Origin of the sequence: Streptomyces sp. NPDC085946, assembly GCF_044540485.1 — a bacterium.
GTDB lineage: Bacteria > Actinomycetota > Actinomycetes > Streptomycetales > Streptomycetaceae > Streptomyces.
Map to the genome: position 1 here is coordinate 70932 of NZ_JBITSF010000012.1, position 15063 is coordinate 85994.

Here is a 15063-nt window from a genome sequence, read left to right on the forward strand (position 1 = left end):
CGGCCGGGGGGTCACGGGGACGGGCTGGGTGCCTTGGACGCCGGCGCCGCGGCCCTGCGGCCCGCCCTGGCGACGGCGATCTGGCGGGCGACCCGGGGGCCGAGGACGGACAGGACGAGCAGGACGCCGGTGACGACGATCTGCGACTGGGCGGAGACGTCCTGCAGGCTCATCACGTTCTGCAGCGCGCCGAGCAGGAAGACGCCGGCGATCGCGCCGCCGAGCGTGCCCTTGCCGCCGTCGAAGTCGATGCCGCCGAGCAGCACGGCGGCCACCACGGACAGTTCCAGGCCGGTGGCGTTGTCGTAGCGGGCGCTGGCGTAGTGCAGCGCCCAGAAGATCCCGGTGAGGGAGGCCATCAGGCCGGTCACCGTGAACAGGACCAGCTTCTGCCGCTTGACGCGGATGCCGGTGAACCGGGCGGCCTCCTCGCTGGCCCCGATCGCGAACAGCGACCGGCCGAACGGGGTGGCGTGCAGGGCGACGACGGCGACGGCGAGCAGGGCCAGGAAGGGCAGCAGGGCGTAGGGGACGAAGGTGTCGCCGATGCGGCCGGCCGCGAAGTCCAGGTAGGGCGCGGGGAAGTCGGTGACCGCGTCGGAGCCGAGCACGATCTGGGCGATGCCCCGGTAGGCGGCGAGCGTGCCGATGGTGACGGCGAGGGACGGCAGCCCGAGCCGGGTCACGAGCAGGCCGTTGACCAGGCCGCAGACCACGCCGAGCAGCAGGCAGACCGGGATGATCGCCTCGATCGCCATGCCCTGGTTCCACAGGGCGCCCATCACCGCTCCCGACAGGCCCGCCGTCGAGGCGACCGAGAGGTCGATCTCGCCGGAGACCACCAGCAGGGTCATGGGCAGGGCGACGAGCGCGATCGGCAGGGTGTTGCCGATGAGGAAGGACAGGTTCAGGGCGTTGCCGAAGCCGTCCACGAAACCGAAGGACAGCAGCAGGACCACGATCAGCAGGGCGCCGACCACCGTGTCCCACCGGATCGCACGCGTGAGGGACTCAGGCATGGCGGGCGTTCCTCTTCTTCAGGGCCGAGGCCACGCGCAGCGCGACGACCCGGTCGACCGCGATGGCCAGGATGAGCAGGATGCCGTTGATGGCGAGCACCCAGACCGAGCTGACGCCGAGGGCGGGCAGCACGCTGTTGACGGAGGTCAGCAGCAGCGCGCCGAGGGCGGCGCCGTAGACGCTGCCGGAGCCGCCGGTGAAGACGACGCCGCCGACCACGACCGCGCTGACGACGGTGAGTTCGTAGCCGTTGCCGGTGCCGGAGTCGACGTTGCCGAAGCGGGCCAGGTAGAGCGCGCCGGCGAGTCCGGCGAGGGCGCCGCAGAAGGTGTAGGCGGCGAGGATCCGCTTGCGGACAGGGATGCCGGCGAGGCGGGCGGCCTCCGGGTTGGAGCCGAGCGCGTACAGCTCGCGTCCGCTGCCGAAGTGCTTCAGGTAGTACGCCGTCGCCACCAGCACCGCCAGGGCGATCAGGGCCAGCCACGGCACCGCCGAGATGCCGCCGGAGCCGAAGTCGACGAAGGAGCCGGGCAGGTCGGCGGCGGTGATCTGGCGGGAGCCGACCCAGATGGAGTCGATGCCGCGGATGATGTAGAGCGTGCCGAGGGTGACGACGAGCGCGGGCACCTGGCCGAGGCTGACGAGCAGCCCGTTGAGCAGGCCGAAGCCGACGCCCATGAGGACGGCCAGCAGCACGGCCACCGCCGGGTTGCCGCCGCCCTGGAGGTAGGTGCCGGCGGCGAAGGCGCTGATGCCGAGGGTGGAGCCGACCGACAGGTCGACGTTGCGGGTGATGACGACCAGGGACTGGCCGGTGGCGACCAGGACCAGGATGGTGGCGTTCAGCAGCAGGTCCTTGACGCCCTGCTGGGAGAGGAACTCGCTGTTGCCGGCCTGGGTGACGGCGAGCATCACCAGCAGGACGACGCCGATGGCGAGTTCGCGCATCCTGAAGACGCGGTCGACCAGGCGGGTGCCGCCGGACTTGGGCACCTCGGCGACGGTGGCGGGGTCGGGGGCGGTGACCGTCATGCGGCGGCCCTCCCGGTGGCGGCGGCCATCACGGTTTCCTCGGTGGCGTCGGAGCGCGGGATCTCGGCGGTGAGCCGGCCCTCGTGCATCACCAGCACGCGGTCGGCCATGCCGAGGATCTCGGGCAGGTCGGAGGAGATCATCAGGACGGCCACGCCGTCGGCGGCCAGCTCGCTGAGCAGCCGGTGCACCTCGGCCTTGGTGCCGACGTCGATGCCGCGGGTCGGCTCGTCGACGATCAGCACCTTCGGGCCGGTGGCCAGCCACTTGGCGAGGACGACCTTCTGCTGGTTGCCGCCGGACAGGGTGGCGACGGTGTCGGCGATCCGGGCGTACTTGACCTGGAGCTTCACCGCCCAGTCGAGCGAGCGGCTGCGTTCGGCGCCCCGGTCGACGAGGCCGGCCCTGGTGGTCGTACGGAGTCCGGTCAGGCCGATGTTCCGCTCGATGGACATGTCCATCACCAGGCCCTGGGCGCGCCGGTCCTCGGGGACGAGGGCGAGTCCGGCGGCCATGGCGGTGGACGGGGCGCCGTTGACCAGGGGCCTGCCGTCGACCTCGACCTCGCCGGCGTCCCAGCGGTCGATGCCGAACACCGCCCGGGCGACCTCGGTGCGCCCGGCGCCGACGAGGCCGGCGAGGCCGACAATCTCGCCGCGCCGCACGTCGAAGGAGACGTCGGTGAAGACGCCCTCGCGGGTCAGGCGGCGCACGCTCAGCGCGATCTCACCGGGGCTGACGTCCTGCTTGGGGTAGAGCTCGTCCAGGTCGCGGCCGACCATGCGGCGCACGAGGTCGTCCTCGGTCATGCCGTCCAGCGGCTCGCTGGCGATGAAGGCGCCGTCGCGCAGCGTGGTGACCCGCCGGCAGATCGCGAAGATCTCTTCCAGGCGGTGGGAGATGAAGAGCACCGCGGCGCCCTGTTCGCGCAGGGCGCGCACGACGCCGAAGAGGCGGGCGACCTCGCTGCCGGTGAGGGCCGCGGTCGGCTCGTCCATGATCAGGACGCGGGCGTCGAAGGAGAGCGCCTTGGCGATCTCCACGATCTGCTGGTCGGCGATGGACAGGCCGCGGGCGGGGCGGTCGGGGTCGAGCTCGACCCCGAGCCGCTGCATCAGGGCGGCGGTCGCGGCGTGGGTGGCCTTGTGGTCGATCCGGCCGAGGGCGCGGCGGGGCTGCCGGCCCATGAAGATGTTCTCGGCGATCGAAAGATCGGGGAAGAGCGTGGGCTCCTGGTAGATCACGGCGATGCCCGCGTCGCGGGCGTCGCCGGGTCCGTGGAAGACCACGGGCTCGCCGTCGAGCAGCACCTGGCCGGCGTCCGGCCGGTGCACTCCCGCGAGCGTCTTGATGAGGGTCGACTTGCCGGCTCCGTTCTCCCCGGCGAGGGCGTGCACCTCCCCGGGGAACAGCTCCAGGGAGACGTCCCGCAGGGCGCGGACCGCGCCGAAGGATTTGGAGACGTCCCTGAGCGCCAGGACCGGGGCCGGACCCGTGGTGGACGGGTGGGTCATTGGGGGCTCCTCGACGACGCCGGCGGGACGGCCCTCACAGCGTCGTGAAAGGTTTCAACTGGGTTGCCGGGACGCTAAGCGCGTCACCCATGTCACGTCAATGGGTCCGGTTCGAAAAAGTTTCGATAGCCGAAGGTCACGCGAGGGTCACGAAAAGAGGGGGCGACGCGAGGGCTTGACACCCCTCGTGGCGCCCCATAGCTTCCCCTTCTGAATCGTTTCACTCGCTGGTCTCACGACCCGATGTCACAGGAGCTGACGTGACCGAGCTCGCCGCGGCGAAGGCCGCTCTCAAGACACAGGCCGTCGAGACGCCGTCGTGGGCGTACGGCAACTCGGGCACGCGCTTCAAGGTGTTCGCGCAGGCGGGCGTCCCCCGCACGCCGTTCGAGAAGCTGGACGACGCGGCCAAGGTCCACGAGTTCACGGGGGTCGCGCCCACGGTGGCGCTGCACATCCCGTGGGACAAGGTCGACGACTACGCCGCCCTGGCCGAGCACGCCGGGGAACGCGGCGTGCGGCTCGGCGCGATCAACTCCAACACCTTCCAGGACGACGACTACAAGCTCGGCAGCATCTGCCACCCCGACGCGGCGGTGCGCCGCAAGGCCGTCGACCACCTGCTGGAGTGCGTCGACATCATGGACGCCACCGGGTCCAGGGACCTGAAGCTGTGGTTCGCCGACGGCACCAACTACCCCGGGCAGGACGACATCCGCGCCCGGCAGGACCGCCTCGCCGAAGGGCTCGCGGAGGTCTACGAGCGGCTCGGCGAGGGGCAGCGGATGCTGCTGGAGTACAAGTTCTTCGAGCCCGCCTTCTACACCACGGACGTCCCGGACTGGGGCACCGCCTACGCCCACTGCCTGAAGCTGGGGCCGAAGGCGCAGGTCGTGGTCGACACCGGGCACCACGCCCCGGGCACCAACATCGAGTTCATCGTGGCCACGCTGCTGCGCGAGGGCAAGCTCGGCGGGTTCGACTTCAACTCCCGCTTCTACGCGGACGACGACCTGATGGTCGGCGCCGCCGACCCCTTCCAGCTGTTCCGGATCATGTACGAGGTGGTGCGCGGGGGCGGGTTCACCCCCGAGGTCGCGTTCATGCTCGACCAGTGCCACAACATCGAGGCGAAGATCCCCGCGATCATCCGGTCGGTGATGAACGTGCAGGAGGCGACCGCGAAGGCGCTGCTGGTCGACGGCGACGCGCTGGCCGCGGCGCAGGCCTCGGGCGACGTGCTGGAGGCCAACGCCGTGCTGATGGACGCCTACAACACCGACGTGCGGCCGCTGCTGCGGGAGGTGCGGAAGGAGATGGGGCTGGACCCCGAGCCTCTCGCCGCCTACCGGCGGTCCGGGTGGGCCGAGAAGATCGTGGCCGAGCGGGTCGGCGGGGAGCAGGCGGGGTGGGGGGCCTGAGCGTCCGCCCGGTTCCGCCGTCCCCGGGGGGCGGGCCCCTCGCGGCCGTCCACCCGGTTCCCCGCGCCCCTTTCTCCACCCCTCCCTTCTGAAAAGGAACTCTCACTCATGGCACCTCACCCCGAAGCCGAAGCCCTGCTCGCCCGTTCCCACCGGCTCGGTTCCGATCCCCGCAACACCAACTACGCCGGCGGCAACGCGTCCGCGAAGGGCACCGAGACCGACCCCGTGACCGGGGGCGAGGTCGAGCTGATGTGGGTGAAGGGGTCCGGTGGCGACCTCGGGACCCTGACCGAGGCGGGGCTGGCCGTGCTGCGGCTGGACCGGCTGCGGGCCCTGAAGGACGTCTACCCGGGCGTCGAGCGCGAGGACGAGATGGTCGCCGCGTTCGACTACTGCCTGCACGGCAAGGGGGGCGCGGCGCCCTCCATCGACACCGCGATGCACGGGCTGGTCGAGGCCGCGCACGTCGACCACCTGCACCCCGACTCCGGGATCGCGCTGGCCTGCGCTGCGGACGGGGAGAAGCTGACCGCCGAGTGCTTCGGCGACACGGTGGTGTGGGTGCCGTGGCGGCGGCCCGGCTTCCAGCTGGGGCTGGACATCGCCGCCGTGAAGGAGGCCAACCCGCAGGCCGTCGGGTGCGTCCTGGGCGGGCACGGGATCACGGCGTGGGGCGCGACCTCCGAGGAGTGCGAGCGCAACTCGCTGCACATCATCCGCACCGCGGAACGGTTCCTGGCCGAGCGCGGCAAGGCCGAGCCGTTCGGTCCGGTGATCGAGGGGTACGAGCCGCTGCCCGAGGGCGAGCGGCGGGAGCGGGCGGCGGCGCTGGCGCCGTACGTGCGCGCCGTGGCCTCGCAGGACCGGCCGCAGGTCGGGCACTTCACGGACAGCGACGTGGTCCTGGACTTCCTCGCCCGGGCCGAGCACCCGCGGCTGGCCGCGCTCGGCACCTCCTGCCCCGACCACTTCCTGCGCACGAAGGTCCGGCCGCTGGTGCTGGACCTGCCGCCGGCGGCCCCCCTGGACGAGGTCATCGCCCGCCTGAAGGAGCTGCACGCCTCCTACCGCGAGGAGTACGCCGCGTACTACCGGCGGCACGCCGAGCCCGGCTCCCCCGCGATGCGCGGCGCCGACCCGGCGATCGTGCTGGTCCCGGGCGTGGGCATGTTCTCCTTCGGCAAGGACAAGCAGACCGCGCGGGTGGCCGGCGAGTTCTACGTCAACGCCATCAACGTGATGCGCGGCGCCGAGGCGGTGTCGGCGTACGCGCCGATCGAGGAGTCGGAGAAGTTCCGCATCGAGTACTGGGCGCTGGAGGAGGCCAAGCTCCAGCGGATGCCGAAGCCGAAGCCGCTGGCGACCCGGGTGGCGCTGGTGACCGGCGCGGGCAGCGGGATCGGGCGGGCGATCGCCCACCGGCTGGTCGCCGAGGGCGCGTGCGTGGTGGTCGCGGACCTGAACGGCGACAACGCGGCGCAGGTGGCCGAGGAGCTGGGCGGGCCGGACAAGGCCGTCGCCGTGACCGTGGACGTGACCGACGAGGAGCGGATCGCCGAGGCGTTCCGGGCGGCGGTGCTGGCCTTCGGCGGCGTCGACCTCGTCGTGAACAACGCGGGCATCTCCATCTCCAAGCCGCTGCTGGAGACGACCGCGAAGGACTGGGACCTCCAGCACGACATCATGGCCCGCGGCTCGTTCCTCGTCTCCCGCGAGGCGGCCCGCGTGATGATCGCGCAGGGCCTGGGCGGCGACATCGTCTACATCGCCTCCAAGAACGCCGTCTTCGCCGGTCCCAACAACATCGCCTACTCCGCCACCAAGGCCGACCAGGCCCACCAGGTGCGGCTGCTGGCGGCCGAGCTCGGCGAGCACGGCATCCGCGTCAACGGCGTCAACCCGGACGGCGTGGTGCGCGGTTCCGGCATCTTCGCCGGCGGCTGGGGCGCGCAGCGGGCCGCCGTCTACGGGGTGCCGGAGGAGAAGCTGGGCGAGTTCTACGCGCAGCGCACCCTGCTCAAGCGGGAGGTGCTGCCCGAGCACGTGGCGAACGCCGTGTTCGCGCTGACCGGCGGCGACCTCACGCACACCACCGGCCTGCACGTCCCGGTCGACGCCGGCGTCGCCGCCGCGTTCCTGCGGTGACGGCGGTGGCACCGGTGAAGTCGTACGCGGCGGTCGACCTCGGCGCGTCCAGCGGGCGCGTCATGGTCGGCCGCGTCGACCCCGACCGCCTGGAGCTCACCGAGGTCCACCGCTTCCCCAACCGGCCCGTCCGGGTGCCCGAGGGGCTGCGCTGGGACGTCCTGTCCCTGTACGCGGGGGTGCTCCAGGGGCTGCGCGCGGCGGGGCGGGCCGATTCCGTCGGCATCGACAGCTGGGCCGTGGACTACGGCCTGCTGGACGCCGACGGGGCGCTGCTCGGCAACCCCGTGCACTACCGCGACGGCCGGACCGAGGGCGTCGCGGAGAAGGTGTGGGCGACCCTGCCCGCCGACGAGCTGTACGCGGCGACCGGGCTGCAGTACGCGCCGTTCAACACGCTGTACCAGCTGACCGCGGCCCGCTCCACCGCCCAGTTCGCCGCGGCGAAGCGGCTGCTGCTCATCCCCGACCTGCTCGCGTACTGGCTGACCGGCGAGCAGGGCACCGAGCTGACCAACGCCTCGACGACCCAGCTGATCGACCCGCGCACCCGGGAGTGGTCGTACGACGTGGCGGAGCGGCTGGGGGTGGACCTCGGGCTGTTCGCGCCGCTGCGGCGGCCCGGGGACCCGGCGGGCGTGCTGCGGCCGGAGGTGCTGGAGGAGACCGGGCTGACCGGTCCGGTGCCGGTGACCACGGTCGGCTCGCACGACACGGCCTCCGCGGTGGCCGCCGTCCCGGCCGTGGGCGAGCGGTTCGCGTACATCTGCACCGGCACCTGGTCGCTGGCCGGCCTGGAGCTGGCCGCGCCGGTGCTGACCGAGGAGAGCCGGGCCGCCAACTTCACCAACGAGCTGGGACTGGACGGCACGGTCCGCTACCTGCGCAACATCATGGGCCTGTGGCTGCTCCAGGAGTGCGTGCGGGCCTGGGGCGAGCCGGACCTGGGCGCGCTGCTGCTGGAGGCGGCGAAGGTGCCGGCGCTGCGGTCGGTCGTCGACGCGGGCGACGCCGCGTTCCTGGCGCCGGGCCGGATGCCGGAGCGGATCGCCGAGGCCTGCCGGGCCTCGGGGCAGCCGGTGCCGGCGACGCCCGCCGAGATCACGCGCTGCATCCTCGACTCGCTGGCGCTCGCCCACCGCAAGGCGGTGGCGGACGCCCAGCGGCTCGCGGACCACCCGGTCGACGTGGTGCACATCGTGGGCGGCGGCACCCGCAACGCCCTGCTGTGCCAGCTGACCGCCGACGCCTGCGGGCTGCCGGTGGTGGCGGGGCCGACGGAGGCCGCCGCGCTCGGCAACGTGCTGGTGCAGGCCCGGGCGCACGGGCTGGTCGGCGACCTGGCCGGCATGCGGTCGCTGCTGACCCGCACCCAGCCGCTCACCCGGTACGAGCCGCGCGGCGGCACGGAACGGTGGCGGGCCGCGCAGGCCCGGCTCGTCGCGGGGTGACGAGGACTGTCCCGGTCCCCCGCCCCTGATTACGCTTCCCATCGACATCGACCCCGAGGAGCCGCGATGCGTGTCGCCCTGTTCCTGACCTGTGTCAACGACACGCTCTATCCGGACACCGGGCGCGCCGTGGTGAGACTGCTGACCAGGCTGGGCGTCGAGGTCGACTTCCCGATGGCCCAGACCTGCTGCGGACAGGCGCACTACAACACCGGCTACCGCCACCAGGCGGAGCCGCTGGCCCGGCACTTCGCCGACGTGTTCGGCCGGTACGAGGCGATCGTGACGCCGTCCGGGTCGTGCGGGGCGATGGTGCGGGAGCTGTACCCGCGGATGGGCGAGCGGGCCCGGGCGGAGGGGCGCGGGGGCGCCCTCGCGGCCACCCTGGCGCCGGTGGTGCCGAAGACGTACGAGCTCACCGAGTTCCTGGTGGACGTGCTGGGGGTGACGGACGTCGGCGCGTACTACCCGCACAAGGTGACCTACCACCCGACCTGCCACGGGCTGCGCGGCCTGGGGCTGGGCGAGCGGCCGCGGCGGCTGCTGCAGGCCGTGAAGGGGCTGGAGCTGGTCGAGCTGCCGGGTGCCGAGGAGTGCTGCGGCTTCGGCGGCACCTTCGCGGTGAAGAACGCCGACGTCTCGGCGGCGATGGGCGCGGACAAGGTGCGCAACGCCGAGTCGACGGGCGCCGAGGTGCTGTGCGCGGCCGACAACTCCTGCCTGATGCACATCGGCGGCACGATGACCCGGCTGCGCACCGGCATGCGGCCGGTGCACATCGCGGAGATCCTGGCGAGCACCGAGGAGGACCCGGCGGCATGAGCGGAACGTTCGTCGGCATGCCGGCCTTCCCCGAGGCCGCGCGCGAGGCGGTGCACGACACCACGCTGCGCGGCAACCTGCGGCACGCCACCCACACCATCCGCGCCAAGCGGGCCAGGGCCGTCGAGGAGATGTCCGACTGGGCGGCGCTGCGCGAGGCGGGCAAGCGGATCAAGGACCACACCCTGCGCCATCTCGACCGTTACCTGGTGCAGTTGGAGGAGGCGGTGACGGCGGCCGGCGGCACGGTCCACTGGGCCGCCGACGCCGACGAGGCCAACCGGATCGTGACGGACCTGGTGAGGGCGACCGGCGAGAGCGAGGTCGTCAAGGTCAAGTCGATGGCCACGCAGGAGATCGGGCTCAACGAGGCCCTGGAGGCGGCGGGCATCCGCGCCTACGAGACCGATCTCGCCGAGCTGATCGTGCAGCTGGGCAAGGACCGGCCCTCGCACATCCTGGTCCCCGCGATCCACCGCAACCGGGGCGAGATCCGGGACATCTTCCGCGCGGAGATGGCCGAGTGGGGCCGCGCGGCCCCCGAGGGCCTGACGGACTCCCCCGCCGAGCTCGCCGAGGCGGCCCGGCTGCACCTGCGGGAGAAGTTCCTGCGGGCCAGGGTCGGCGTCTCCGGCGCCAACTTCATGGTCGCCGAGACCGGCACGCTGGTCGTCGTGGAGTCCGAGGGCAACGGCCGGATGTGCCTGACCCTGCCCGAGACGCTGATCTCGGTGGTCGGCATCGAGAAGGTCGTGCCGACCTGGCGGGACCTGGAGGTGTTCCTCCAGACCCTCCCCCGCTCCTCGACGGCCGAGCGCATGAACCCGTACACCTCCACCTGGACCGGCACCGCGGACGGGGACGGGCCGGGCACCTTCCACCTGGTGCTGCTGGACAACGGCCGCACCGACACCCTCGCCGACGAGGTCGGCCGCCAGGCGCTGCGCTGCATCCGCTGCTCGGCCTGCCTGAACGTCTGCCCGGTGTACGAGCGGGCCGGCGGCCACGCCTACGGCTCGGTCTACCCCGGCCCGATCGGCGCCATCCTCAGCCCCCAGCTGCGGGGCACGGGCAGCGAGATCGACGCCTCGCTGCCGTACGCGTCCAGCCTGTGCGGGGCCTGCTACGAGGTGTGCCCCGTCGCCATCGACATCCCCGAGGTGCTGGTGCACCTGCGGGAGCGGGTGGCGCAGGGCGGCGAGGTGACCCGCGGCGGCAACAAGGTGGTGCTCAGGCCGGCCAAGGGCCACGCGGCCGAGCGGGCGGCGATGCGGGCGGCCCGCTGGGCGTTCGCCCGCCCCGGCGCGCTGCGCGCCGGGCAGCGGCTCGCCTCCCGCACCCGCCGCCTGCATCCGCGCACCCTGCCCGGACCGGGCCGGGCGTGGAGCGGGACCCGGGACCTGCCGCAGGTGCCGGCGGAGCCGTTCCGGGACTGGTGGCAGCGCACGCAGGGCGGAAAGGACGGCGGCAAGTGAGCAGCAGGGAACGGATCCTGGGCCGGGTGCGGCGCGCGCTGGCGGACGTGCCGGCCGACGACACGCCGTACGACGAGGCCGTGGTGCGCGGGTACGCGCGGGAGCACGGCGAGCGGACCGTGGAGCAGACGGTGGACCTGCTCGCCGAGAACCTGGCGGACTACCGGGCGGTCGTGCACCGCTGCACCGCCGCCGGACTCCCGTCGCTGATCGCCTCGTTGCTCGCCGCGCGGGGCGCGAGGACGGTCGTCGTGCCGCCCGGCCTGGACCCCGGGTGGCTGGCGGCGGCCGGCGTCGAGCGGGTGCCGGACCGGGCGGGGACCGGCCCGCACGAGCTGGACCGGGTCGACAGCGTGGTGACGGGCTGCGCGCTCGCCGTCGCGGAGACCGGCACGATCGTGCTGGACGGCTCCCCCGACCAGGGCCGCCGCCGCATCACGCTCGTCCCCGACCACCACGTCTGCGTGGTCCGCGTCCCCGACCAGGTGGTCGCCTCGGTCCCCCTGGCCCTCGAACGCCTCGACCCAGCCCGCCCGCTGACGTGGATCTCCGGGCCGTCGGCGACCAGCGACATCGAGCTGGACCGGGTCGAGGGGGTGCACGGTCCGCGCACCCTGGAGGTGGTGCTGGTGGACGGTCGGGCGAGCGCGGACGTCACCTCGTAGCGGCCGGAGGGCAGCCGGTAGGAGGCGGTGCCGTCCGCGAAGCCCAGGCAGCGCACGCCCTCGGCGCGTGACGGCGGGGTCCGGCCCTCGCGCACGCCGTCGGGTCCGGTGGCCGCCGGCCGCAGTGTCGCCGTGCTGCCGGCGGGGACGACGGCCCGGTGGGCCAGGGTCCGGTCCCGCGCGGTCCACTCGCTGACGATCGCGCCGTAGGCGGAGTGGTTGAACGGGTTCATGTCGACCGGGCCGAAGCCGTCCTCGGAGGAGTACGAGTTCCAGCGCTCCCGGACGGTGGTGGCGCCGTTCTTCACCGAGTACGGCCAGGACGGCGGGGCGTCCCGGTGGAGGAGCACGTGGGCGAGGCCGGCGCGGCCCTCGTCGGTGAGGACCGGGGCGAGGACGTCCACCCCGAGGAAGCCGACGGCGAGGGTGTTCCCGGCGTACCCGACGCGGGTGGTGCCGGGGCGGGCGGCCTGGCAGGCGGCGTCGTTGCCGATGTTCTCGGCGAGCGACGCGACCGGCCGGCGGCGCTGGGCCCCGGTGTCGTACAGGCCGGGCTCGAGCACCCACAGCAGGGCGGTCCGGCCGTCGTCCTCGGGCGGTCCGCCGAGGATCGGCCTGCCGCCGAGGCCGGAGCGGACGGTGGTCCCGCCGTCCTCGGTGGCGAGGTACCCGGCGACGAAGGCGCGCTCGATGCGGGCGAGGAGGTCGTCGTGGGCGGCGGCCTCCGAGGTGCGTCCGGTCGCGCGGGCCGTCTGGGCCATCAGGCGGGTGCTGGGGCCGTAGTGGACGTCGCTCATCAGCCGGGTGCCGGTGCCCCGCGGGGCCGGCCGGTCGGCGAAGAGGGCGCCCCGGCCGGCGCAGGTGTCGCCGGTGCGGCCGCGGATCCAGTCCAGGTAGCGGGTCATCGCGGTCCGGCTGCGGTCGATGACGGTGGTGTCGCCGGTCATCTGCCACCGCGTCCAGGGGACGACGCCCCCGCGGTCGGCCCATCCGCTCACCGGCGCCTCGGCGGTGCAGCGGTCGCCCGGCGCCACGGCGGTGAACCGGGCGCCGTCCAGGCCGTGGATGCGCTGCGCGTCGCTCAGGATGTCCTGGAAGCGGGACAGGAGGCAGACCGCGCCCGGCGGTCCGGGCGGTGGCCGTGACCGCGTGACGGCGGCCACCCCGTCCGACCGGGTGACAGAAGGAGTGAGCAAGCGCTTAGATAGGTGTCCGGGCATCCGGGGGGATGCCCGGACACCCGTCGTTCCGCGACCCCGGCCGGAGGCCCTGGTGTTCACTTCCGTCGACGACGTCTCCGCGCGCCTCGCCGAGACCGGCTACCTGGCGTCGCCCGCCGTCGCCACCACCGTGTTCCTCGCCGACCGGCTCGGCAAGCCGCTGCTGGTGGAGGGCCCCGCCGGGGTCGGCAAGACGGAACTCGCCAAGGCCGTCGCCCAGGTGGCCGGGGCCCGGCTCGTGCGGCTCCAGTGCTACGAGGGCGTCGACGAGGCGCGGGCACTGTACGAGTGGAACCACGCCAAGCAGCTGCTGCGCATCAGCGCCGGACGCGGCGAGAGCTGGGACGAGGCGCGCACGGACGTCTTCAGCGAGGAGTTCCTGCTCCCCCGCCCGCTGCTGACCGCCCTGCGCGGCGACGACCCCAAGGTGCTGCTGATCGACGAGACCGACAAGGCGGACGTCGAGGTGGAGGGCCTGCTGCTGGAGGTGCTCAGCGACTTCCAGGTCACCGTGCCCGAACTCGGCACCGTCACCGCCACCCGCCGCCCCTTCGTGGTGCTCACCTCCAACGCGACCCGCGAGCTGTCCGAGGCGCTGCGGCGCCGCTGCCTGTTCCTGCACATCGGTTTCCCCGACGAGGAGCTGGAGCGGCGGATCGTGCGGCTGAAGGTGCCGGGGACCGACGCGGCGCTGGCCCGGTCCGTGGTACGGGTCGTCGGCGCGCTGCGCGCGATGGACCTGCGCAAGGCCCCGTCGGTCGCGGAGACCGTCGACTGGGCGCGCACCCTGCTCGCGCTCGGCGCCGGCACCCTCGACGAGACCGTCGTGCGGGACACCCTGGGCGTGCTCCTCAAGCACCAGGACGACGTGCTGAAGGCGGCGGCCAAGCTCGATCTGGACGCCCTGGACGCCCTGTGACGGCGACCGCGGACGTCGCGTCGCGGCTGACCGGCTTCGTCGGGGCGCTGCGCTCGCACGGGGTGCGCGTCGGCACCGGCGAGACCGTGGACGCGGCGCGGGCGGCGGCCGCGCTGGGGTTCGCGGACCGGGAGCTGCTGCGGGAGGGACTGGCGGCGACCCTGCTGCACACCGCGGGCCAGCGGCCGGTGTTCGACGCGGTCTTCGACCTGTACTTCCCGCGAGCCGTCGGCGCGCCCGGGGCGGAGCCCGGCGACCGGGAGGACCTGCGCGAGCGGCTGGCGGCCGCGCTCGCCGCCGACGACGCGGCACTCCTGGGCCGGCTGGCCGCGGAGGCGGTCGACGGCCTGGGCGGGTACGGGAGTTCACCGGCGTCGGACGGCTGGTCGTCGTACCAGACGCTCGACCGGCTCCGGCCGCAGACGCTGCTGGCGCGGGTGCGCGACGACGTCCGGGCCCGGGGCGGCGGCGACGGGTTCGCGGACCGGCTGCTGGAGGACGAGATCCGGCGGCGCATCGAGACGTTCCGCCGGATGGTGGCGGCGGAGGCGCGGCGCCGGGTCGCCGAGCGGCGCGGCCGGGACGAGATCGCCCGCCGGGCCGTGGCCCCCTCCCCCGACCGCGTCGACTTCCTGTTCGCCGGACGCGACCAACTGGCCGAACTGCGCAGGACCGTTCAGCCGCTCGCCCGCAAACTCGCCACCCGGCTGGCCGCCCGGCGCCGCCGGGCGTCCCGCGGCACCGTCGACCTGCGGCGCACCCTGCGCGGCTCGCTGTCGACGGGCGGGGTGCCGATGCGGCCGGTGCTGCGCCGGCGCCGCCCGGCCCGTCCCGAACTGGTGCTGCTGTGCGACGTGTCGGGCTCGGTCTCGGGGTTCTCGGACTTCACGATGCTGCTGGTGCAGGCGCTGCACGACCAGTTCGCCAGGGTGCGGGTGTTCGCCTTCGTCAACCGGGTCGACGAGGTGACCCGGCTGCTGGTGCACGGCGCCGCCGACCCGGGCGGACTCGGCGCCCGCATCCGCTCCGAGGCGACGCTCACCGGCTGGCACGGCAGCAGCGACTACGGCGTCGCGCTGGGCGAGTTCGCCGAGCGGTACGCCGACGCGGTCGGCCCGCGCACCACCGTGTTCGTCCTCGGCGACGCCCGGACGAACGGGACGGACCCGAACCTGCCGGCCGTGCGCCGGCTGGCCGGACGGGCCCGCCGCGTGTACTGGCTGAACCCCGAGCAGCGTTCCCACTGGGGCACCGGCGACTCGGCCGCCCCGGCCTACGCCGAGGTGGCCGAGATGCACGAGTGCCGCACCGCCCGGCAGTTGAGCGCGCTGGTGGGCCGCCTGCTGCCGGTGTGAACGGCGGGGTCCGCGCGTGCC

Annotated in this window: 11 protein-coding genes and 1 pseudogene; 8 read left to right on the plus strand and 4 right to left on the minus strand. The window is 73.8% G+C overall.

What is annotated here, in order from left to right; all coding sequences use genetic code 11:
- Positions 1 to 11: 11 nt before the first annotated feature.
- Genes ACIF8T_RS23655 through ACIF8T_RS23665 form a run of 3 tightly spaced genes read right to left on the minus strand, consistent with a single transcriptional unit; the run spans position 12 to position 3566 of the window.
- Positions 12 to 1019, minus strand: coding sequence for an ABC transporter permease (locus ACIF8T_RS23655; RefSeq protein WP_400038080.1), 1008 nt, complete (start codon positions 1017 to 1019; stop codon positions 12 to 14).
- Positions 1012 to 2052, minus strand: coding sequence for an ABC transporter permease (locus tag ACIF8T_RS23660; protein WP_400038081.1), 1041 nt, complete (start codon positions 2050 to 2052; stop codon positions 1012 to 1014). The genes ACIF8T_RS23655 and ACIF8T_RS23660 overlap by 8 nt, the downstream gene beginning before the upstream one ends.
- Complete coding sequence (locus ACIF8T_RS23665; protein WP_400038082.1) at positions 2049 to 3566, minus strand: sugar ABC transporter ATP-binding protein; 1518 nt, start codon at positions 3564 to 3566, stop codon at positions 2049 to 2051. Before ACIF8T_RS23665 ends, ACIF8T_RS23660 begins: the two co-directional genes overlap by 4 nt.
- Before the next feature lie 260 nt (positions 3567 to 3826).
- Here ACIF8T_RS23665 and rhaI point away from each other — a divergent pair, with 260 nt between their 5' ends.
- The 6 genes from rhaI (at position 3827) to ACIF8T_RS23695 (ending at position 11548) form a co-directional block, all read left to right on the plus strand.
- Positions 3827 to 4987: an L-rhamnose isomerase gene (rhaI, locus tag ACIF8T_RS23670; protein WP_400038083.1), complete on the plus strand. Its 1161-nt coding sequence runs from the start codon at positions 3827 to 3829 to the stop codon at positions 4985 to 4987.
- 108 nt (positions 4988 to 5095) lie between these two features.
- Positions 5096 to 7135 (plus strand): bifunctional aldolase/short-chain dehydrogenase, encoded by a 2040-nt coding sequence (locus ACIF8T_RS23675; protein ID WP_400038084.1) that lies wholly within the window; start codon positions 5096 to 5098, stop codon positions 7133 to 7135.
- 62 nt (positions 7136 to 7197) lie between these two features.
- Positions 7198 to 8586, plus strand: coding sequence for a rhamnulokinase family protein (locus ACIF8T_RS23680; protein ID WP_400038215.1), 1389 nt, complete (start codon positions 7198 to 7200; stop codon positions 8584 to 8586).
- 66 nt (positions 8587 to 8652) lie between these two features.
- Entirely contained in the window at positions 8653 to 9408 is a 756-nt protein-coding gene (locus tag ACIF8T_RS23685; protein ID WP_400038085.1) for a (Fe-S)-binding protein, read from the plus strand.
- Complete coding sequence (locus ACIF8T_RS23690) at positions 9405 to 10883, plus strand: lactate utilization protein B (RefSeq protein WP_400038086.1); 1479 nt, start codon at positions 9405 to 9407, stop codon at positions 10881 to 10883. The genes ACIF8T_RS23685 and ACIF8T_RS23690 overlap by 4 nt, the downstream gene beginning before the upstream one ends.
- A complete protein-coding gene (locus ACIF8T_RS23695) occupies positions 10880 to 11548 on the plus strand; it encodes a lactate utilization protein C (protein WP_400038216.1) in 669 nt (222 codons plus the stop codon). The genes ACIF8T_RS23690 and ACIF8T_RS23695 overlap by 4 nt, the downstream gene beginning before the upstream one ends.
- Here ACIF8T_RS23695 and ACIF8T_RS23700 read toward each other — a convergent pair.
- Positions 11524 to 12744: pseudogene (locus ACIF8T_RS23700) on the minus strand (alpha-L-rhamnosidase); the annotation flags it as partial. The gene ACIF8T_RS23695 and the pseudogene ACIF8T_RS23700 overlap by 25 nt on opposite strands.
- 76 nt (positions 12745 to 12820) lie before the next feature.
- On the opposite strand from ACIF8T_RS23700, the gene ACIF8T_RS23705 reads away from it, so the two are divergent.
- Both ACIF8T_RS23705 and ACIF8T_RS23710 read left to right on the plus strand, forming a co-directional pair.
- Positions 12821 to 13687 (plus strand): AAA family ATPase, encoded by an 867-nt coding sequence (locus tag ACIF8T_RS23705; RefSeq protein ID WP_400038087.1) that lies wholly within the window; start codon positions 12821 to 12823, stop codon positions 13685 to 13687.
- On the plus strand, positions 13684 to 15042 hold the full coding sequence (locus tag ACIF8T_RS23710; RefSeq protein WP_400038088.1) for a VWA domain-containing protein: 1359 nt from the start codon (positions 13684 to 13686) through the stop codon (positions 15040 to 15042). Before ACIF8T_RS23705 ends, ACIF8T_RS23710 begins: the two co-directional genes overlap by 4 nt.
- The last annotated feature ends 21 nt before the right edge of the window (positions 15043 to 15063 follow it).